17 protein-coding genes and 1 pseudogene are annotated in these 21274 nt (G+C 69.9%); 3 read left to right on the forward strand and 15 right to left on the reverse strand.

The features are described from left to right. Positions 1 to 65 precede the first annotated feature (65 nt). The 11 genes and pseudogenes from AC0KS4_RS13540 to AC0KS4_RS13590 form a co-directional block, all read right to left on the reverse strand. Positions 66 to 1271, reverse strand: coding sequence for an argininosuccinate synthase (locus AC0KS4_RS13540; protein WP_238956122.1), 1206 nt, complete (start codon positions 1269 to 1271; stop codon positions 66 to 68). 27 nt (positions 1272 to 1298) lie between these two features. Next, entirely contained in the window at positions 1299 to 1793 is a 495-nt protein-coding gene (locus AC0KS4_RS13545) for an arginine repressor (RefSeq protein ID WP_083016028.1), read from the reverse strand. After that, positions 1790 to 2716, reverse strand: coding sequence for an ornithine carbamoyltransferase (gene argF, locus AC0KS4_RS13550; RefSeq protein ID WP_225327522.1), 927 nt, complete (start codon positions 2714 to 2716; stop codon positions 1790 to 1792). The genes AC0KS4_RS13545 and argF overlap by 4 nt, the downstream gene beginning before the upstream one ends. Continuing rightward, positions 2709 to 3902, reverse strand: a complete 1194-nt coding sequence (locus tag AC0KS4_RS13555; protein ID WP_238956123.1) for an acetylornithine transaminase — start codon at positions 3900 to 3902, stop codon at positions 2709 to 2711. Before AC0KS4_RS13555 ends, argF begins: the two co-directional genes overlap by 8 nt. Next, entirely contained in the window at positions 3899 to 4786 is an 888-nt protein-coding gene (gene argB, locus AC0KS4_RS13560; protein WP_225327520.1) for an acetylglutamate kinase, read from the reverse strand. Before argB ends, AC0KS4_RS13555 begins: the two co-directional genes overlap by 4 nt. Beyond that, a complete protein-coding gene (argJ, locus tag AC0KS4_RS13565; protein ID WP_238956124.1) occupies positions 4783 to 5994 on the reverse strand; it encodes a bifunctional glutamate N-acetyltransferase/amino-acid acetyltransferase ArgJ in 1212 nt (403 codons plus the stop codon). The genes argB and argJ overlap by 4 nt, the downstream gene beginning before the upstream one ends. Then, positions 5991 to 7050: pseudogene (gene argC / locus AC0KS4_RS13570) on the reverse strand (N-acetyl-gamma-glutamyl-phosphate reductase). Before argC ends, argJ begins: the two are co-directional and overlap by 4 nt. A 31-nt stretch (positions 7051 to 7081) precedes the next feature. Continuing rightward, positions 7082 to 9568, reverse strand: coding sequence for a phenylalanine--tRNA ligase subunit beta (gene pheT, locus AC0KS4_RS13575; RefSeq protein ID WP_238956125.1), 2487 nt, complete (start codon positions 9566 to 9568; stop codon positions 7082 to 7084). Next, positions 9568 to 10611, reverse strand: a complete 1044-nt coding sequence (pheS, locus tag AC0KS4_RS13580; protein ID WP_238956126.1) for a phenylalanine--tRNA ligase subunit alpha — start codon at positions 10609 to 10611, stop codon at positions 9568 to 9570. The genes pheT and pheS overlap by 1 nt, the downstream gene beginning before the upstream one ends. A gap of 139 nt (positions 10612 to 10750) precedes the next feature. Then, complete coding sequence (locus AC0KS4_RS13585; RefSeq protein ID WP_238956127.1) at positions 10751 to 11569, reverse strand: rhomboid-like protein; 819 nt, start codon at positions 11567 to 11569, stop codon at positions 10751 to 10753. A 9-nt stretch (positions 11570 to 11578) separates the two neighbouring features. Then, a complete protein-coding gene (locus AC0KS4_RS13590) occupies positions 11579 to 12499 on the reverse strand; it encodes an adenylate/guanylate cyclase domain-containing protein (protein ID WP_238956128.1) in 921 nt (306 codons plus the stop codon). Between the two features lie 200 nt (positions 12500 to 12699). Here AC0KS4_RS13590 and AC0KS4_RS13595 point away from each other — a divergent pair, with 200 nt between their 5' ends. Further along, positions 12700 to 13767, forward strand: a complete 1068-nt coding sequence (locus AC0KS4_RS13595; protein ID WP_238956129.1) for an oxygenase MpaB family protein — start codon at positions 12700 to 12702, stop codon at positions 13765 to 13767. Here the strand turns inward: AC0KS4_RS13595 and AC0KS4_RS13600 are convergent. The 4 genes from AC0KS4_RS13600 to infC all read right to left on the reverse strand — a co-directional run bounded on the left by AC0KS4_RS13600 (position 13754) and on the right by infC (position 15899). Further along, positions 13754 to 14545 carry a TrmH family RNA methyltransferase gene (locus tag AC0KS4_RS13600; RefSeq protein WP_238957305.1) on the reverse strand — a complete coding sequence of 264 codons (792 nt, stop codon included), beginning with the start codon at positions 14543 to 14545 and terminating at the stop codon, positions 13754 to 13756. The genes AC0KS4_RS13595 and AC0KS4_RS13600 overlap by 14 nt on opposite strands. A 30-nt stretch (positions 14546 to 14575) precedes the next feature. Further along, entirely contained in the window at positions 14576 to 14971 is a 396-nt protein-coding gene (rplT, locus tag AC0KS4_RS13605; RefSeq protein ID WP_008257634.1) for a 50S ribosomal protein L20, read from the reverse strand. A gap of 88 nt (positions 14972 to 15059) precedes the next feature. Next, positions 15060 to 15254 carry a 50S ribosomal protein L35 gene (rpmI, locus tag AC0KS4_RS13610; RefSeq protein ID WP_014942304.1) on the reverse strand — a complete coding sequence of 65 codons (195 nt, stop codon included), beginning with the start codon at positions 15252 to 15254 and terminating at the stop codon, positions 15060 to 15062. 36 nt (positions 15255 to 15290) lie between these two features. Then, a complete protein-coding gene (gene infC / locus AC0KS4_RS13615; protein WP_225327549.1) occupies positions 15291 to 15899 on the reverse strand; it encodes a translation initiation factor IF-3 in 609 nt (202 codons plus the stop codon). Positions 15900 to 16442: 543 nt separating this feature from the next. Between infC and lysX the strand changes: the two genes are divergently transcribed. After that, the gene (gene lysX, locus AC0KS4_RS13620; RefSeq protein ID WP_238956130.1) at positions 16443 to 19712 is read left to right on the forward strand and encodes a bifunctional lysylphosphatidylglycerol synthetase/lysine--tRNA ligase LysX; all 3270 of its coding nucleotides are present in this window, start codon (positions 16443 to 16445) and stop codon (positions 19710 to 19712) included. A 77-nt stretch (positions 19713 to 19789) separates the two neighbouring features. Further along, positions 19790 to 21274, forward strand: coding sequence for an alpha/beta hydrolase (locus AC0KS4_RS13625; protein WP_238956131.1), 1485 nt, complete (start codon positions 19790 to 19792; stop codon positions 21272 to 21274).

Here is a 21274-nt window from a genome sequence, read left to right on the forward strand (position 1 = left end):
GCTCCTGCGCCGCGAGTGTGAATCCTGCGACGGCTTGACGGCGTGTCGCGTCGTGGAATGCACAGTCACGCCTCGGTGGCCTGGTCCCGGCGGGACGCGATCTTCGACGACAGCCCGTGCACGTAGACGAAACCCTTGGCGGCCGACTGGTCGAAGCTGTCGCCCTCGTCGTAGGTGGCCAGGTTGAAGTCGTACAGCGATTCGGCGCTGCGCCGGCCGTTGACCGCAATGTGGCCGCCGTGCAACACCATTCGGACCTCACCCGTCACATGTTCTTGGGTCTTGTCGACGAAGCTCTCCAGCGCGGCCTTCAGCGGCGAGTACCACAGCCCGTCGTAAACCAGTTCAGCCCAACGCTGATCGGTGTGCCGCTTGAACCGGCCCAGCTCGCGCTCGAGCGTGACGTGTTCGAGCTCGGTGTGCGCGGTGATGAGCACCATGGCGCCGGGCGCCTCGTAGATCTCGCGGCTCTTGATGCCCACCAGCCGGTCCTCGACGACGTCGAGGCGGCCGACGCCCTGCGCGCCGGCGCGGGTGTTGAGTTCCTCGATGGCCCCCAGCACCGACCTTCGCTTGCCGTCGATCGTCACGGGCACGCCGCGCTCGAACCCGACGACCACCTCGTCGGGGGTGCTCCAGTTCAGCGTGGGGTCTTCGGTGTAGGCGTAGACGTCCTTGGTGGGCGCGTTCCAAAGGTGTTCCAGGAAACCGGTTTCCACCGCGCGGCCCCACACGTTCTGGTCGATGGAGAACGGCGAGCGCTTGGTCACGTTGATCGGGATGGCGTTCTCTTCGGCGAACGCGATCGCCTTCTCGCGCGTCCAGGCGTAGTCGCGGACCGGCGCCAACACTTCGAGATCGGGTGCCAGCGAACCGAATCCGACCTCGAACCGGACCTGGTCGTTGCCCTTGCCGGTGCAGCCGTGCGCGACGATGCTGCCGCCGTGCTCGCGGGCCGCCGCCACCAGGTGCTTGACGATCAGGGGCCGGCTGATGGCCGACACCAGCGGGTAGCGATCCATATAGAGGGCGTTGGACAGGATGGTGGGAAGGCAATAGCCCTCGGCGAATTCGTCGCGGGCGTCGACGACGACGGCCTCCACCGCCCCGCAGTCCAGGGCCCGCTGGCGGATGACCTCCATGTCTTCGCCGCCCTGGCCGAGGTCGATCGCCACCGCTACGACCTCACGGCCGGTCTCCTTGCCGATCCAGCTGATGGCCACCGAGGTGTCCAGACCGCCGGAATACGCCAGGATGACGCGTTCTGACATGAACCAATCTCCTTAGGTTGAAATCGCTTACGTGAGTTTTTCCAATGTGGTGGCCAGTTCGGCGCCGGTCATCGGCTCTCGAGCCGCCACGAAGACGGTGTCATCGCCGGCGATGGTGCCGACGACGTACGGTAGCGCCGCGCGATCGATCGCGCTGGCCAAATAGTCGGCGGCGCCCGGCGGTGTGCGCAGCACCGCGAGATTCGCGCTGGCGTCGGCCGACACCAGCAGTTCGCTCAGCAGCCGCGAGAGCCGCGCGGTCCCGCCGGACACGCCGCGCACCGGGTTGCCGTCCTCGGGGACCATGTAGACGCCGACGCCGCCGTCGGCGCCGCGCAGTTTCACCGCGCCCAGCTCTTCCAGGTCCCGCGACAAGGTGGCCTGGGTGACCTCGATGCCCTCGTCGGCCAGGCGCGCCGCCAGTTCGCTCTGGCTGCGCACCTCGGCCGACGACAGGATCGCCACGATGCGGGCCTGCCGGCCGGCCCGGGTGGTTTCGGGGGTTGTTTTCGAGCGGGTCATGACCGCCGCTCCAAAAGCCACACCAGCAGCGCCTTTTGGGCATGCAACCGGTTTTCGGCCTCGTCGAAGACCACGCTGGCCGGGCCGTCCATCACCTCATCGGTGATCTCGTCGCCGCGGTGAGCCGGAAGGCAGTGCAGCACAATGGCTTCCGGGTCCGCCAGGGACAGCAGGTCGGCGTTGATCTGATAGGGCCGGAACGGCTTGACCCGGTCCAGGCCGTCGTCCTCCTGGCCCATCGACGTCCAGGTGTCGGTGACCAGGACGTCGGCGCCGCGCGCGGCCGCCGCGGCGTCGGCGGTGACGGTGACCGAGGCGCCGGTGTCCTCGGCGCGCCGGCGGGCCGCCGCCACGAACGCCGGATCGGGGGCGAAACCATCCGGGGCGGCGATGGTGACGTGGACGCCGGCCGTGACGCCGCCGAGCATCAGCGAGTGCGCCATGTTGTTGGCGCCGTCACCGAAATAGGCCATCCGCAAACCGGTCAGCGAGCCCTTGCGTTCGGCGATGGTCTGCAGATCGGCGAGCACCTGGCAGGGGTGGAACTCGTCGGAGAGCGCGTTGACCACCGGCACCGTCGCCGCCCCGGCCATCGCCTCGAGGCGCTCCTGCCCGAACGTGCGCCAGACGATGGCCTCGACATAGCGCGACAGCACCCGCGCGGTGTCCTCCAGCGTCTCGTCGCGGCCGAGCTGGGTGCTGCGGGCGTCGACGACGACGGCGTGCCCGCCGAGCTGGGCGATGCCCACCTCGAACGAGAACCGGGTGCGGGTGGAGTTCTTGTCGAACAGGACAGCGACCCCGCGCGGCCCCTCCAGGGGACGCGCGCTGAACGGGTCCTTCTTCAGTTCGGCGGCCAGCTGCAGCACCTCGGCCTGCTCGGCGGGCGACAGGTCGTCGTCGCGCAGGAAATGCCTAACCACGTGCAACCCCCTCGAAAATGGCCGGCAGCGCGGTGACGAAGGCGTCGAGCTGGTCTTCGGTGATGATCAGCGGCGGCGCCAGCCGGATGACGTCGGGCGCGGCGGCGTTCACCAGGAATCCGGCCTCCCGCGCGGCGGCCTCGGCGTCCTTGGCCCGCGGCGCGGTGAGCACCACCCCGCACAGCAGCCCGCGCCCGCGCACGTGGTCGACGAGCGGGTGGCCGAGCGCCTCGATGCCGTGCCGCAGCGACTTGCCCAGCACCTCGGCGTGGCGGACCAGGTTTTCGGACGCCAGCACCCGCAGCACCGCCAGCGCCGCCGCCGTGCAGACCGGGTTTCCGCCGAAGGTGCTGCCGTGCAGGCCGGGCGTCATCAGCTCGGCGGCGCGCCCGACGGCCAGGCAGGCCCCGATCGGCAGGCCGCCGCCGAGCCCCTTGGCCAGCGTGACCACGTCGGGGGTGATGCCGTCGTGCTGGTGGGCGAAAAACGTTCCGGTGCGGCCCATCCCGGTCTGCACCTCGTCGAGCACCAGCAGCGCACCGTGCCGCGCCGTGACATCGCGGGCGGCGGCCAGGTATCCCTCGGGCGGGACGACGACGCCGCTTTCCCCCATGATCGGTTCCAAAAACACCGCCGCCGTGTCGTCGCCGACCGCCGCGGCCAGCGCCGCGGCGTCGCCGTACGGCACGTAGGTGACGTCGCCGGGCAACGGGGCGAACGGCGCCCGCTTGCTCGGCTGACCGGTGAGCGCCAGCGATCCCATGGTCCGGCCGTGGAAAGCCTCTTGCGCGGCAACCAGTTTGGTGCGGCCGGTGAGCCGGGACAGCTTGAACGCTACCTCGTTGGCCTCGGTGCCGGAGTTGCAGAAGAACACCCGCGCCGGCGTTTCTTCGGGCGCGCCCAGCAGCGCGACCAGTTCCTCGGCCAGCGCGATACCGGGTTCGGTGGCATACAGGTTGGACGTGTGCCCCAGCGTCGCCATCTGGTGGGTGACCGCCTCGATGATCGCAGGGTGGCGGTGGCCCAGGATATTGACCGCGATGCCGCCGAGCAGGTCGAGATAGCGATTTCCATCCGCGTCGGTGACCACGGCCCCGTCGCCACTGGCCAGCGCCATCGCGGGGGTGCCGTAGTTGTTCATCATCACGGCTTCCCACCGCCGCTTCAGGGCGTCGGTATTACTCATGCCGGTACCACCTTGGTGCCCGTGCCCGCGTCGGTGAAAAGCTCCACCAGCACACAGTGTTCGACCCGCCCGTCGATGACGTGCGCGCTCGGCACGCCCGCGGTGACGGCCCGCAAACACGCTTCGACCTTGGGAATCATGCCCGCCTCCAGGGTGGGTAGCAGTTGCGACAGTGTGGCCGTGTCGATTTCGCTGACCAGCGAATCGCGGTCGGGCCAACTCGTGTACAGGCCTTCGACGTCGGTGAGCATCAACAGCTTCTCGGCGTGCAGCGCCTCGGCCAGCGCCGCCGCGGCGGTGTCGGCGTTGATGTTGTGCACCACGCCCTCGGCGTCCGGCGCCAGCGTCGACACCACCGGAATGCGCCGTGCGGCAATAAGATCCAGCACCGCGGCGGTGTTGACCCGCTCGACGTCTCCGACCAGGCCGATGTCGGTGGCCACGCCGTCGACGGTGACGCTGCGCCGCACGGCGGTGAACAGCTGGGCGTCCTCGCCGGTGATGCCGACGGCGTACGGTCCGTGCGCGTTGATCAAGTTGACCAGTTCGCGGCCGACCTGGCCGAACAACACCATCCGCGCCACATCGAGCACTTCCGGTGTGGTGACCCGGAATCCGCCCTTGAAGTCACCCTGGATGCCGAGCCGGCGCAGCATCGCGCTGATCTGCGGGCCGCCGCCGTGCACGACGACGGGGTGCACGCCGCAGTTGCGCAGGAACGCCATGTCGGCGGCGAACGCGTGCCGCAGCGTGTCGTCGGTCATGGCGTTGCCGCCGTACTTGATGACGACGATCTTGCCGTGCAGCTGCTTGAGCCAGGGCAGGGCCTCGGCGAGCACCTGCGCCTTGACTCCGGTTGACAGGGCTTCGGTAGAGGAACTCATGAGCTGTACGCCGAATTCTCTTCGACGTAGCCGTGGGACAGGTCGGTGGTCCGGATGGTGGCCCGGCCCTCGCCGAGCCTCAGGTCGACGGTGATGTCGATGTCGGCCCCCGAGAGGTCCACCTCGCGCGCGCCCGGCACCGGAACCCCGTCGGCGAAGACCGCAAAACCGTTGAACGACACTGTGATCCGATCGACATCGAGGGCGATGGGCGCGATGCCGACGGCGGCGAGCACCCGGCCCCAGTTGGGGTCCGAGCCGAACACCGCCGTCTTGACGAGACTGTCGCGGGCGATGGTCCGCGCGGCGACCAGGGCGTCGTCCTCGGAGGCGGCGCCGGTGACGGTGACGTTGACGCGCTTGGTGACGCCCTCGGCGTCGGCCTGCAGCTGGGCGCAGAGGTCGTCGCAGACGCGCAGCACGGCGTCGGCGAGGTCGCCCTGGTCCGGGGCAATCCCGCTGGCCCCCGAGGCCAGCAGCAGCACCGTGTCGTTGGTCGAGCACGCGCCGTCGACGTCGAGCCGGTCGAACGTGCGCGCGGCCGCGTGGCGCAGCGCGGCGTCCAGCGCCGCCGCGTCGACGGCCGCGTCGGTGGTGAGCACGCACAGCATCGTCGCCAGCGACGGCGCGAGCATGCCCGCGCCCTTGGCCATCCCGCCGATCGTCCAGCCGCCGGGGTGATGCAGCGCAACCTGTTTGGGCACGGTGTCGGTGGTCATGATCGCCTGGGCGGCGTCGTCGCCGCCGGACAGGCCGCCGGCCATGTCCTGCACGATCGCGCGCACCCCGGCGAGCACCTTGTCCATCGGTAGCCGGTCGCCGATCAGCCCGGTGGAGCACACCGCCACCTCGATGGCGCCGGTCTCGGTGCCCCAGTCCGACAACGCGGCCGCGACGGCCTCGGCCGTGGCGTGGGTGTCCTGGAACCCGCCCGGCCCGGTGCAGGCGTTGGCGCCGCCGGAGTTGAGGATCACCGCGCGCAGCGCCCCGGTGCTCAGCACCTGCTGGGACCACAGCACCGGCGCGGCCTTGACCCTGTTGCGGGTGAACACCCCGGCGGCCGCGTAATCGGGGCCCTCGTTGAAGACCAGGGCCAGGTCGCGCTTGCCCGAGGCCTTGATGCCGGCGGCGATGCCCGCCGCCCGGAATCCGGCCGGCGCGGTCACGCCCTGCTCGCGCACCAACCGCGGCGTCTCGGTGCGCGTCACGGCGCCACCCCGATCACCGAAAGGCCTTCGGACTCCGGCCAGCCCAGCGCCAGGTTCATCGACTGCACGGCCGCCCCGGACGTACCCTTGACCAGGTTGTCGATCGCGGCGATCGCCACGAACGTCTGGGCCGCCTCGTCCACCGCGATCGCGATGTGGGCCGCGTTGCTTCCGATCACCGCCCCGGTGCGGGGCAGTTGACCGTCGGGCATCAGATAGATGAAAGGTTCTGCGTCGTAAGCCTTTTCGTAGGCTTCCCGCAGTTGCGACAGTGGCGCGCGGGTGCGGGCGGTGCAGGTGGCCAGGATTCCGCGCGACGTCGGGATCAGCACAGGGGTGAAGGACACCGTGACGTCGCGGTCGGTGACGGCCGCCAGGCCCTGGGTGATCTCGGGGGTGTGCCGGTGCGCCCCGGCGATGTTGTAGGCCCTCGCCGATCCGATGACCTCGGCGCCCAGCAGGTCGGGCTTGGCGGCCCGCCCGGCCCCGGAGGTGCCGCTGACGGCGACCACCGTGACGGCGGGCTCGATGAGGTCCTCGGCCACCGCGGGCAGCAACGCCAGCAACGCCGCGGTCGGGTAACACCCGGGGACCGCGATGCGTCGGGCGCCGCGCAGCCGCTCGCGCGCGCCGGGTAGCTCCGGCAGCCCGTAGGGCCAGCTGCCGGCGTGCGGGGAGCCGTAGAACCGCTCCCACGCGGCGGCGTCGGTGAGCCGGAAGTCCGCGCCGCAGTCGATGATCAGGGTGTCGGGGCCGAGCTGAGAGGCCAGCGCGGCCGAATGACCGTGCGGCAAGCCCAGGAACACCACGTCGTGGCCGGCGAGCGCGGCGGGCTCGGTCGGCTCGACGACGCGCTGGGCCAGCGGCGTCAGGTGCGGATGGTGCTCGGCGAGCGTGCTGCCGGCACTGGCCGCGGCGGTCAGCGCGCCGATCGAGAGGCGCCCCTGGGCATAGGCGGGGTGCCCGAGCAACAGGCGGAGGATCTCACCGCCCGCATAGCCGCTGGCACCGGCAACTGCCACCTTGATCACGTCGGCCATTTCGACGATTCTGCATGGTTATGCAGTACTTTGCAAATCCATTCCACCTAGGTGCGGAGCTCGGCGCCGACCGACTCGGCGGCCCGGCGCACGGCGGCGTCGCGGGCCGCGGTGGCGTCGTCCTCGGTGAGGGTGCGATCCGCCGCCCGGAACCGCAGCGCGAAGGTCAGCGACTTGCGGTCCTCGCCGATCTGCGGGCCCGTGAAAACGTCGAACAACTGCAGGTCTTCCAGGAGCTCCCCCGCGCCTTCGCGCACGGCGTCCGCCACCGCGGCGGCCGGGACGTCCGCGGACACCACCAGGCTGACGTCCTGGAAGACGGCCGGGAACGGCGACACTCGGGGCGCGGGCAGCGCCGCGACGAGGGGGATCGCGTCGAGGTTGAGTTCGAGCGCGCACGTGCCCTTGGGCAGGCCGGAGCGCTCGGTCACGGCGGGATGCAGCTGGCCCGCGTACCCCACCGTCGTGTCGCCGACGAGCACCTCGGCGCACCGGCCCGGATGCCAGGGCAGCTGCTGCGCCGCCCGCAACCGCACGTCGATTCCGGCGGCGCGGGCGATGATGCGCACCGCCTCGAACGCGTCGGCGGCCTCGGCGCGCCGGCCCGGCCCCCAGGGGCCGCGCCGTTCCCGCAGGCCGGTCAGCACCGCGGCGACATGCTGCGGTTGCCGCGGCAACGACGCGTCGAGGGTGGCGATCTCGCCGTCGGTCGGCCGCCGGTCGACGGGAATCAGCGTCACGCCGCGGGTCTCGGCTGACGGCTGCACCACCTGGGCCAGGGCATAGAGCGAAACGTCCACCAGGCCGCGGGATACGTTGCGCACCAAGGCTTCCAGCAACGCCGGCAGCAGCGTGGTGGCCAAGTGCGGTCGGTCGGCCTCCAGCGGATTGAGCACGGTGGTCGCGACCCGCCGCGGATCGTCGGCCGGCAGGCCCCACAGGTCGAACACGCCGGCGGGCAAAAACGGCGTCGGCAGAATCTCGACGTAACCGGACTGGGCCAGCGACTTGCCGATGGCGCGGCGGCGTTGTTGCACGGCGGACAGGCCGCGGCCGGCCGGCGCCGACGGCAGCACCGACGGGATGACCTCGAGCCCCTCGAGCCGCAGCACCTCCTCGACGAGGTCGGGGGGCTGCACCAGATCGGGCCGCCAGCTGGGCGGGGTCACCGTCAGCGTGTCGCCGTGTTCCGCTACGGCCGCACCGATTTGGGACAGCCGCTTGGCGGCCGTTCCCGGGGCGTAGGCCACGCCGGCGATGCGGCCGGGCAGGCCGGCGGCGATGTCGATCGGCGTTCCGGCCCAGTCGTCGCGCGCCGGCTCGCCCCGCCAATCGGTCAGCGTGTCGGACACCGCCCCGCCGGCGATCTCGGCGAGCAGCGCGGCGCACCGGTCCAGGGCGGCCACGGAAATGGCCGGATCCACGCCCCGCTCATAGCGGCGGGCCGCCTCGCTGGGCAGGTGCAATCTGCGCTGGGTGCGCGACACCGCGGCGGGGTCCCAGACCGCGGCCTCGAGCAGCACGTCGGTGGAATCGGCGCGCACCTCGGTGCTGGCCGCGCCCATCACGCCGCCGATCGCGGTCGTCGCCGTGTCGTCGACGATCAGCACGTCGGCCGGTTCGAGTTTGCGCTCGATGTCGTCGAGGGTGACGACGGTCTCGCCGGGCCGGGCGAAGCGCACGCCGAACCCGCCGGTGATGCGGTTGCGGTCGTGGGCGTGCATGGGGTGGCCGAGTTCGAGCATCACGTAGTTCGTGACGTCGACCGCCGGCGAGGTCGCGCGGATGCCGGAGAGCAGCAGGCGGCGCTGCAGCCACCAGGGCGACACGGCCGCGGGGTCGATGCCGGTGACCGGACGCAGCGCGAACCGCCGCACCCCGGTGTCGGGCTGCACGGTCAGCGGCCAGGCCTCCCCGTTCGCCGGCAGGGGCTTGACGTCGGCCGGGTCGACGAAGTCCAGGTCGTAGGCGCAGGCGATTTCGCGGGCCAGGCCCCGCAGCGACAAGCCGTAACCGCGGTCGGGGGTGATGGCCAGGTGGAAGATCACGTCGTCGAGTCCCAGCACCGCGGCGCCGTCGGCTCCGGGTTCGGCGGTGCCCGGCGGCAGCACCAGGATCCCGGAATGGTCGGCACCCAAACCGAGTTCGGCCGTCGAGCAGATCATCCCGTCCGATGCGCGTCCGTAGGTCTTGCGCGCGGCGATGGCGAAGCCGCCGGGCAGCGTGGTGCCCGGCAGCGCCACCACCACGAGGTCGCCGGCCGCGAAATTCGTTGCACCGCAGACGATCTCGCGGTCTTGTCCCTCGCCGACGTCGACGTGGCAGAACCGGATGGGCTTCTTGAAACCGGTGAGCTCCTCGATGTCGGTGACGCGGCCCACCGTCAGCGGGCCGTCGACGGGCCCGAGGGTGAGGACCTCTTCGACCTCGTGGCCGATGTCCACCAGCGTCTGCTCCAGCTCGGCGGGGGCCGCATCCCAACCCGGCGCGCCGGCGTTCACGACCTCGCGCAGCCAGCTGTACGGAACGCGCATCAGGCACCCACCCCGAACGGCAGCGAGAACCGGACGTCGCCCTCGACCATGTCGCGCATGTCCGGAATGCCGTTGCGGAACTGCAGCGTTCGTTCCAGGCCCATGCCGAACGCGAAGCCGGAGTACTCGTCGGGGTCGATTCCCGCCGCGCGCAACACGTTCGGGTGCACCATCCCGCAACCGCCCCATTCCACCCAGCCGGGCCCGCCCTTCTTGCCGACGAACCACACGTCGACCTCGGCGGAGGGCTCGGTGAACGGGAAGAAGTGCGGGCGGATGCGGGTGCGTGCCTCGGCGCCGAACTGGGCGCGCGCGAACGCATCCAGCGTGCCCCGCAGGTGCGCCATCGACAGGCCGCGGTCCACCGCCAGGCCCTCGACCTGATGGAAGACCGGGGTGTGGGTGGCGTCGAGTTCGTCGGTGCGGAACGTGCGGCCGATCGAGACGATGTAGACGGGCAATTCGCGCGCCAGCAGCGTGCGCACCTGCACCGGCGAGGTATGGGTGCGCAACAGCTGCCGGGAGTCCTCCGGCGCGATGTAGAAGGTGTCCTGCTCGCTGCGCGCCGGGTGGTCGGCGGGGAAGTTGAGCGCGTCGAAGTTGAACTGCTCGCTCTCGACCTCCGGGCCCTCGGCCAACTCCCACCCCATCGCGATGAAGGTGTCGGCGATGTGTTCGGCCAGGATCGTGATCGGGTGCCGCGCCCCGATCGGCTGCCGGGTCGACGGCAACGTCACGTCGATGCGCTCGGCGACCAGCACCGCGGCGTCGCGTTCCGCGCGCAGGACCGCGAGGCGGTCGTCGTAGCCCTGCTGTGCCTCGCCTCGCGCGGCGTTGACCCGCTTACCGGCGTCGGCGCGCTCGTCTTTGGGAACGCTTCCCAGCGCCTGGCGCGCCAGCGCCAGCGGTGAGCGGTCGCCGAGGTGCTCGGTCTTGACACGCGCCAGGGTGTCGAGATCGTCGGCCAGTGTGAAGGCCTGCCGGGCGGCGTTGACCGCCTCGGTCAACGCTTCGGGCGACAGGTCGACGGGTTGCTCACCCACGCGGCGACATTCTCCTTGCTGACGAGGCTGTTAGGGCTGCCCGCATCGATCGTGCTTTCCGCGCGGCACGGGTCGAGTGCTGATCATAGTGATTCGATGCCTGGCGCCCGGCGGGCGCTGGGCAGTTGCCCGGCGGGGGTCAGCCGGCGACGGCCGGAGCCGGTCCGGGCAGCGTGCCGTCGCCGTCCAGCGGCGCGACCGGGAGGCCCCGGCCGGCGACGAACTTCGCCCCCGCGTAGGCGACCAGGGCGCCCAGGAGACCGAACACCGGCGTCGCCGCCATGGTCCCCCAGTGGTGGGCCAGCATCAGGAAACCGAAGCCCGACGAGGCCGCCAGCATCAGGTACCGGGCCGGTGTCCAGTGGATCGGCTGCCGGAACCGCGCCGACACGAGCACGCCCAGGATCACCGCGACGGTGTGGCCGGCATCGGTGAAGTCACCGCCGACGATCGCCGAGGCGATGCCCGCCGCCACCCACCAGCCGACCCACGCGGCCCGCCAGCGCGACGGGATCACCGCCGTCATCGCGCCGAGCACCGCCAGCGCGCCGTAGCTCATCCCGACGTCGCTGGCCCGGGTGATCGACACGGGCAGCCAACCGAACTCGACCGCCCCGGCCAGGGCGGCGGCCACCAGCAACGTCGCGCCGATGTGGCCGACGACGAAAGCCACCACCAGCCGGATGGTGCGCAAATGCAGCTCGGCCAGCGCCAGCAGGCAGGTCAGGAAGGGCAGCCAGAAGTAGAGCGGACCGGCGTCGACCACCAGCGCGCTGCCCAGCAGGGTGCCGAGGTGTCCGTGGGCCAGGTTGTGCACGTTGGTGCTGGCACGCGCGACGATGACGTCATGCGCCTCCGGGCCGAGCACCAGGATGGCGCAGCTGATGGCAAGCAGCAGCGCCGCATACCCCACGGTGAATTGGACCCGGGCGAGCCGGGACACGATGCCCCCTAGCATTGGCACCCATTATGGCTGCGAATTTGTTTCGGCTGTGTCATCAGAGCCTGACAACTCCCTAAAAGTCTTGAGGCGATATATCGCCAAGTCGGCGGGCATGCCGGCGGGCTTCGGCCCGAAAACCGGTTTGCGGGTGCGCTTGGCCTCGACGCCCAACGCGTCCAGCTCGCTTTGCGGTATGAGATCTAACGTTGAACTCGACACCATGATTCCACCCTTGGTGGCCCGTTCCATAACTCGTGCGGCGATATTCACATCCACGCCGAGCCAATCCGCGGCCAGCCGCTGCGGTCGTCCGGTGTGGATGCCCACGCGCATCCGCGGCGTGTAGCCGTCCACCTCGACCGATTGGAGCGCCTCTTTGGCGGCCAGCACGGCCCGCACGGCGACCACCGGGTCGCCGAACACGGCCATGAGCCCGTCGCCCATGCGTTTGACGATGTGCCCGCCCGCGTCGAGCAGCGGCGGCTCGAGCGCCCGCGCAACCTGACGCAGCAGCACCAGCGCCGCGTCGTCGCCGGCCTGCAAGGACCACGTCGAAAACCCGACCAGATCGGTGAAGACCAACGTCACCTCGGGATTGGCCGGCCGCCGGGCAACCCCCTCGGTCAGCGCCTGCCACACCTGCAGCACCCCGAGGCTGACCTCGCGCGACACCGCGTCGCGGTCCCCCAGCAGCCGATCGGCCGCACGCGCCGCGGCGCGCGGACCGCCATCGCCGGCCGTCGACAGCGGATCGCCGAACTCGGGGTCCCCGGGCAACAGCCGGCGCGCGCGCCGGACCAGGGCGACCGCCCCGGGGCTGTGATTCCGGCCGTGCAGCCATTGAGTCGCGTTGTGCACCGACAGCGGTGAACGCCGCGGGGCGGAGTGCGCCGCCGGGGATTCGCCGGGCTCGCCCGGATCCAGATCGCGACGCGCGAGTTCCACCTGGCCAGGTTATTTGGTTTCGTCAGAGGCAGGCAACGACGGCCCCGCCGGGTGTGTCACAAGTCGCACCTCGCCGCCCGATCACGGTGGCGGCACACCGGTGTGGAAGCTCGATAACAGCCGCGCGGACACATCGCCGAAATCGTAGACAACATACGTTGTCAAAGTTATCGTGAGGCCAATCGGTGCAGGAGGCCGCGATGACTGGCAGATCGACTACATCCGCTGATCCGCTCGGACCAGATTCCCTGACCTGGAAGTATTTTGGCGATCTGCGCACCGGAATGATGGGTGTGTGGATCGGGGCGATCCAGAACATGTACCCCGAACTCGGAGCGGCCGTCGAGGAGCATTCGATCCTGCTGCGCGAGCCGCTGCAGCGGGTGGCCCGGTCGGTCTACCCGATCATGGGTGTGGTCTACGACGGCGACCGCGCGGCCCAGACCGGCCAGCAGATCAAGGGCTACCACCGCACGATCAAAGGTGTCGACGCGGAGGGGCGCCGCTATCACGCGCTCGATCCCGACACTTTCTACTGGGCGCACGCCACGTTCTTCATGCTGATCGTCAAGGTGGCCGAGTACTTCTGCGGCGGCTTGACCGAGGCCGAGAAGCGCCAACTGTTCGACGAACATGTGCAGTGGTACCGGATGTACGGGATGAGCATGCGGCCGGTGCCCGGATCGTGGGACGAGTTCCAGGAGTACTGGGAGCGGGTCGGTCGCGAGGAGTTGGAGATCAACCAGGCGGTCCTCGACATCTTCGACATCCGGATTCCCAAACCCAAGTTCGTGCTGATGCCGACCCCGGTCTGGGACCAGATCTTCAGGCCGCTGGTGGCCGGGCAGCGCTGGATCGCGGCCGGCCTGTTCGAGCCGGCGGTCCGCGAAAAGGCCGGAATGCGTTGGACTCCGGGCGACGAGGTGCTGCTGCGGTTGTTCGGCAAGATCGTCGAACTCGCGTTCCTGGCGGTGCCCGACGAGATCCGGCTGCACCCCCGCGCGCTGGCGGCCTACCGCCGCGCCGAGGGACGGCTGCCCAGCGACGCGCCGCTGGTCGAGGCCCCGCCGTTCATGGCGCCGCCGCGTGACCGGCGCGGACTGCCGATGCACTACTTCCCCCCGCCGCCCAAGTTGCCGTTCGACCCCGCCCTGCAACCGGCCCGCGCGCTGCTGGAACGCGCCGGATCGCTGGTGCACACGACGTTGTCGCTGGCCGGACTGCGCGCCGGGCGGGGCCGCCCGAAGCGAGCGGTCAGGGCCGCGTAGGCAGTTTGAGCGCCCGCGCGCTCTGGTACAGACAGATGGCCGCGGCCGACGCCACATTCAGGCTCTCGGCGCCGCCGGACATCGGGATGCGCAGCCGGTGGTCGGCCGCCGAGGCGATTTCGCTTGGCAGGCCGTGGGATTCGGGCCCGAACAGCCACGCCGTCGGCCTGCCGAGCAGGTCGCCGGCATCGTCCAGCCGCTGCTCACCATCCACGGTCGTGGCGAGCGCCTGCAGACCCGCGGCGCGCACCGCGTCAACGGCGGCCAGGGTGTCGGGCGCGGCGACGACGGGGATCGAGAAGATGCTGCCGGCCGACGCGCGCAGGCATTTGCCGTTGTACGGATCGACACTGTGGCCGCCGAGGATCACGCCGGCCGCGCCCATCGCGTCGGCCAGGCGAATGAGGGTGCCGGCGTTGCCCGGCTCGCTGATCTCGACGGCGACCGCGATCAGCTGCGGCGAGCCCGCCAGCATGTCGTCGAGGCGGGTCGCCGGCACGTCGCACACCGCGACCAGACCCGCCGGGGTGACGGTGTCGGAGAGGGCCTTCGCGGCGCGCTCGGTGACCGGGTGGACCGGGCAGTCCAGGGCCGCGAGCAACGACGCATGGCGCTGCCGGGCGGCTTCGGTGACAAAGACGTCGCGGACGAAGTCCCGTCGGGACGCGGCCTCGACCAGGTTGGGGCCTTCGGCGAGGAAACGCCCCGCCCGACGGCGGCCGACGTGGCGATGCAGTTTGATCGCCGCGACGACCCTGGCTGAACGTTCGGTCAGCACCTGCCGGTCAGGCATGTTCGGTCGGGCCGGTTAGGCGGCTTCTCCCGAATCCGAGGGAGCGTTGACGTCCTCGGGCAGCGCGGCGCGGGCGATGTCCACCAGCGCGGTGAAGGCGGCCGGGTCCGCGACCGCGATGTCGGCCAGGTTTTTGCGGTCCACCTCCACACCGGCGGCCTTGAGGCCCTGGATCAGCCGGTTGTAGGTGATGTCGTTGGCGCGCGCCGCCGCGTTGATGCGCGAGATCCACAGCTTGCGGAACTCGCCCTTGCGCGCACGACGGTCGCGATAGGCGTACTGCAGCGAATGCAGCTGCTGCTCTTTGGCTTTGCGGTAGAGCCGGGATCGCTGGCCGCGATAGCCCTTCGAGGCCTTCAGGATGCTGCGCCTCTTCTTGTGGGCGTTGACCGCCCGCTTCACGCGTGCCATTGGATTTTCCTACTCTCGTTCATGCGTAGTGGGTCGATAAAGGGGGTCGCCGTGCCAGCTCGCGCTGCGGGTCTGGCCGGCGCGGTGGTCAGCCGTTCAGCAGCCGGTTGATCCGCTGGGTGTCGTTGGCGGCCACCACGGTGCGGCCGTCGAGGCGCCGGGTCCGTTTCGTCGGCTTGTGCTCGAGCAGGTGCCGGCGGTTGGCCTTCTGCCGCACGATCTTGCCGGTTCCGGTGCGCCGGAAGCGCTTTGAGGCCCCGCTGTGGGTCTTGGCTTTGGGCATGTTTCCTCTAGTTCTCGCTTGGTTCTCGCTGTTAGGTCAGTTCGACGACGGTTCGGCGTCGGCGGCGGCATCGGAATCCGGTGCCGCGCCGCCCCCCAGCTCTTCGGGATGCCGCGCCCTCGCGCGGGTCTTCGCGCCGCGGTGCGGTGCCAGCACCATCGTCATGTTGCGGCCGTCCTGCTTGGCGGACGTCTCCACGAAGCCGTATTCGGCGACGTCCGCGCCTAGGCGCTGAAGCAACCGATAGCCCAGCTCGGGCCGCGACTGCTCACGCCCGCGGAACATGATCGTGACCTTCACCTTCGATCCCGCCTCCAGGAAGCGGATGACGTGGCCCTTTTTGGTCTCGTAGTCGTGATCGTCGATCTTGGGTCGCAGCTTTTGTTCCTTGACGACGGTCTGCTGCTGGTTCCGGCGGGATTCGCGCGCCTTTTGCGCCGCTTCGTATTTGAATTTGCCGTAGTCCATGATCTTGCAGACCGGCGGCCTGGCGTTCGGGGCAACTTCGACAAGGTCGAGATCGGCGTCCGCAGCGACACGCAGTGCGTCTTCGATGCGCACTATGCCTACCTGCTCTCCCCCTGGGCCAATCAATCGGACTTCAGGTACGCGGATGCGCTCGTTGACGCGGGTCTCAGTGCTGATGGGGCCTCCCTTGTTGGGCTTCTGTGTGTCCTGCAATGACGACCGGTGACCTGGGTTCGTCGGGAAGCAGCGGCGGAGACACCACACCACGAGCAAAAAAGCCCTGCACAAGCAGGGCCCAATGCCGACCGATCACGTCCGAGAACTGCTCGGGCCGCCCGCGCTACGCGCGGAACAGGCGTACACGTTGCCTGTGACCGGACCGTCGAACCTTTGAAGATCCGGACAGGGATCTCGTCGGTCCGCGGTGGGAGTGGGACTCCACTTAACTGTTCCTGGCGTTCGCCGGGATGGTCGCAGGCGCCAGTTTAGCAGCCTTGAGGTGCCTTTTAGCACTTCGCCGGTCGACGGCGCCGCAACGGCCACCAACCGGGCCCGAAAACGACGTCCAAACTCGTGCCCGCCACTCTTAGCGCTTCGGCAAGCTTTTCACGGATTGAGGGCATATCCTCGCGGTCTGTGACACTCGCTTCTCCTCGTTCAGGTCCCCGTTCGGGGCCGAGCTCGGGGCCCCGTGGCCGGGCGAACTCGCGGTATCGCTGGGTGCCGGCGGCGGCCGGATGGACCGTGGGTGTCATCGCCACCGTGTCGCTGCTGGGCAGTGTGTCCCCGCTGATCCGGTACCTGATCAAGGTCCCGCGCGAGTTCATCAACGACTATCTGTTCAACTTCCCCGACACCAGCATCGCGTGGTCGTTCGTGTTGGCCTTGCTGGCCGCGGCCCTGACCGCGCGTAAGCGCATCGCCTGGCTGCTGTTGCTGGGCAACATGATTCTCGCCGCCGCCCTGAATGCCGCGGATATCGCCGCCGGTGACAACACCGCCGCCGAGATCTTCGGCGAGAACCTCGGGTTCTCCCTGCACATCGTCGCGATCGTCCTGCTGGTGTTGGCCTATCGGGAGTTCTGGGCCAAGGTCCGCAGAGGCGCGCTGGTCAAGGCGGCCGGGGTGCTGGTGGCCGGGGATGTGGTGGGAATCCTGGTCTCCTGGGGGCTGGTCGAGTTGTTCCCCGGAACGCTGGCCCGCCCGGATCGCCTGCCCTACGTGGCCAACCGGGTGGTCGGGTTCGCGCTCGCGGATCCGGACCTGTTCACCGGCCGGCCGCACGTGTTCCTCAACGCGATCTTCGGTCTGTTCGGCGCGCTCGCGCTGATCATGGCGACGATCGTGCTCTTTCAATCTCAGCGCGCGGAGAACGCGCTGACCGGTGAGGACGAATCGGCCATCCGCGGGCTGCTCGAGCTGTACGGCAAGAACGACTCGCTGGGCTACTTCGCCACCCGCCGCGACAAGTCGGTGGTTTTCGCCCAGAGCGGGCGCGCCGCCATCACCTATCGGGTCGAGGTCGGCGTCTGCCTGGCCAGCGGCGACCCGATCGGCGATCCCCGGGCGTGGTCCCAGGCCGCCGACGCCTGGCTGGGTCTGTGCCAGACCTACGGCTGGGCCCCCGGCGTCATGGGTGCCAGCACCCAGGGCGCGCGGACCTATCGCGAAGCCGGCCTGAACGCGCTCGAGCTCGGCGACGAGGCCATCCTGCGGACCGCGGACTTCAAGTTGTCCGGCCCCGATATGCGCGGGGTCCGACAGGCCGTGACGCGGGCCCGGCGGGCGGGGCTGACCGTGCGGATCCGTCGGCACCGCGACATCGGCGCCGACGAGATGGCCGACACCATCACCCGCGCCGACGCCTGGCGCGACACCCAAACCGAACGCGGCTTTTCCATGGCGCTGGGCCGCCTCGGCGATCCCGCCGACGGGGATTGCCTGCTGGTCGAAGCGCTGGACCGGGAAGGCGCCGTCGTCGCGATGCTGTCGCTGGTCCCGTGGGGAACCACCGGTGTCTCCCTGGACCTGATGCGCCGATCGCCGCAGTCGCCCAACGGCACCATCGAGCTGATGGTCAGCGATCTCGCACTCAACGCGGAAACCCTTGGCATCACCCGCATTTCGCTGAACTTCGCGATGTTCCGGTCGGCATTCGAACAGGGCGCCCAGCTCGGTGCGGGCCCCGTCGCCCGGCTGTGGCGCGGGTTCCTGCTGTTCTTCTCGCGGTGGTGGCAGCTGGAGACGTTGTATCGCTCCAACATGAAATACCAACCCGACTGGGTGCCGCGCTACGCCTGCTACGAGGACGCCCGCCTGATCCCGCGGGTCGGGGTCGCCTCGGCCCTCGCCGAGGGCTTTCTCGTCCTGCCGTTCGGCCGGCGCAAGCCGCACACCGGTCATCACCCGGCCGTTCCCGCCCGGCTGGCCGAGTCCGGGCTGCTGCACCACGACGGGAGTGCGCCCGACGTCAGCGGGCTGCAGCGACGCCAGGAGTCGGCCGACGAGGAAGAGGCGAGGTCCCGACTGCCCGAACAGGTTCGGGTGCGCCTGGCCAAGCTGAAAGTGTTGCGACGCAACGGCATCGACGCGTATCCGGTGGGCTGTCCGCCCAGCCACTCCGTCGCCGCGGCGCTCGATGCGGACGACCGGGAGGCGATCACGGTCTCCGGCCGGATCCTGCGGATACGCGATTACGGCGGGGTGCTGTTCGCCCAGCTGCGTGACTGGTCGGGGGAAATGCAAGTGCTGCTGGACAATTCGCAGTTGCAGCACGGGCGAACGGCTGACTTCACCGCGGCGATCGATCTCGGCGACCTGGTCGAGGTCGCCGGCCACATGGGCTTTTCCAAGAAGGGAACCCGCTCGCTGATCGTCGGCGACTGGCGGATGATCGGTAAGTGCTTGCGGCCGTTGCCGAACAAGTGGAAGGGACTGACCGACCCGGAGGCCCGGGTGCGGACCCGATATGTCGACCTGGCGGTCAATCCCGAGTCGCGGGAGTTGATCACGGCGCGCAGCGAGGTGTTGCGCTCGGTCCGGCAGACGCTGTTCGGCAAGGGGTTCATCGAGGTCGAGACGCCGATCCTGCAGCAGATCCACGGCGGCGCCACCGCCCGGCCGTTCGTCACGCACATCAACACCTACGACATGGACCTGTTCCTGCGGATCGCGCCGGAGCTCTATCTCAAACGGTTGTGCGTCGGCGGCGTCGAGCGGGTCTTCGAGTTGGGCCGGGCCTTCCGCAACGAGGGCGTCGACTTCAGCCACAACCCGGAGTTCACCTTGCTGGAGGCCTACCAGGCGCACGCCGACTACAAGGTCTGGATCGACGGGTGCCGCGAGCTGATCCAGAACGCCGCGCAGGCCGCCCACGGCGAGCAGACCGTCATGCGCCCACGCGACCAGGGCGCCGGTGGCCGCCTCGAACCGGTCGACATCTCCGGCCTGTGGGCCGTCAAGACCGTGTACGACGCCGTCTCCGAAGCGCTCGGCGAGCACATCGACCCGTCCACGCCGCTGGCCGCCCTGCGCAAGCTGTCCGACGCCGCGCACATTCCGTACCGGGCGCAGTGGGATGCCGGCGCGGTGGTGCTGGAGCTGTACGAGCACCTGGTGGAGGACCGGACGGAGGAACCGACGTTCTATATCGACTTCCCGACATCGGTCTCGCCGCTGACCCGCCCGCACCGCAGCGAGCCCGGCGTCGCCGAACGGTGGGACCTGGTGGCGTGGGGTGTCGAGCTGGCCACCGCCTACAGCGAGCTCACCGACCCGGTGGAACAGCGCCGCCGCCTGCAGGAGCAGTCGTTGTTGGCCGCGGGTGGCGATCCGGAAGCGATGGAGCTCGATGAAGACTTCCTGCAGGCGATGGAATACGCGATGCCGCCCACCGGCGGGCTGGGGATGGGCGTCGATCGCCTCGTCATGCTCATAACGGGCCGCAGCATCCGGGAGACGTTGCCGTTCCCGCTGGCCAAACCCCATTGATCGAGGTCAGGAACATTCGGTCCGTCGTGCGCGAACATTAGGCAAACAGGTTCCAGGCCGGTAAACAATAGATCACAATGACTCACGTGACAGCCTCGACGAACGGTGCACCCGCGCAGTTCCTGGCTCTTAGTCACACCTCGCTGATGCATGGCTGGGTGCCGACGACGATCCAGGTGCTGGCCGCGGTCGTGCTGACGTCGGCGGTCGGCTGGCGGTCTCGTCGCTGGCGCACGGTGCGGATGCCGGCGGCCGCGCTGGGCGGCGCAACCGTGGCCTACCTGACGCACTGGTACATCGTCGACCATGGGCTCTCCGAGGAACCGGCGCCGGCGGCGCTCTGGGTCTGGATCGCGCTGACGGGCATGGCGGCGGCGGTGCTGGTTCTGGGATGGCGCAGCGCGCGCCGCTGGCGGCGCGGCGCGGCGCTGCTGGCCGTGCCGTTGTGCTTGCTCAGCGCGGCGCTGGCGCTCAACCTGTGGGTGGGCTACTTCCCCACCGTCCAGTCCGCGTGGAGCCAGCTGACGTCCGGCCCGCTGCCCGATCAGACCGACCAGGCGACCGTTACCGCGATGGCCGCCAAGGGAACCCGGCCGCCGCACGGCACCGTGGTGCCCGTCGCGATCCCCTCGGACGGGTCGCACTTCAAACACCGTGGTGAGCTCGTCTACCTGCCGCCCGAATGGTTCGCCACTTCCCCACCGCCGCCGTTGCCGACCGTGATGATGATCGGCGGGCAGTTCAACACGCCGGCGGACTGGACGCGTGCGGGCAACGCTGTCAAGACGATCGATGACTTCGCGGCCGCGCATGGCGGTAAGGCGCCGGTGTTCGTGTTCGTGGACTCCGGCGGCGCCTTCAACAACGACACCGAATGCGTCAACGGGGTTCGGGGCAACGCGGCCGACCACCTCACCAAAGACGTCGTGCCCTATATGGTTTCGGCGTTCGGCGTCAGCCCGCTCCGGTCCAACTGGGGCGTGGCGGGCTGGTCCATGGGCGGGACCTGCGCCGTGGATCTGACCGTCATGCATCCCGACATGTTCAGCGCGTTCGTCGATGTTGCCGGCGACTTCTTCCCCAACGCCGGCAACAAGGCCCAGACCATCGCCCGGCTGTTCGGCGGAAACGCCGACGCCTGGGCGGCTTTCGATCCGTCCACGGTGATCAACCGGCACGGACCGTACCGCGACGTGGCCGGGTGGTTCGCGATTTCGTCGGACGGCCCGGCGGCGGGGCGCCGCGACATCCAGCTGACCGACAGCGGCGCCATCCGTCTGGCGGGACGTGAGGCGGCCGCCAACCCGGCCAATCAGACCGCGGCCGCCTATTCGCTGTGTGCGCTCGGCCGTGCCAACGGAATCGACTGCGCGGTCGTCCCGCAGCCGGGCAGGCACGATTGGCCGTTCGCGGACCGCGTGTTCGCGGCCGCGCTGCCCTGGCTGGCCGGGGCGCTGGGCACCCCGGACATTTCGCGGACGCCGCTGCCCACCCCGTCCGCGCCGGGCGGCGGTGCCCCGGTCGTCGTTCCGGCCGAACATTCCAACACCGCGATGCGGTAG

It is taken from the genome of Mycobacterium sp. NTMscope_MAC_12 (genome assembly GCF_976985675.1).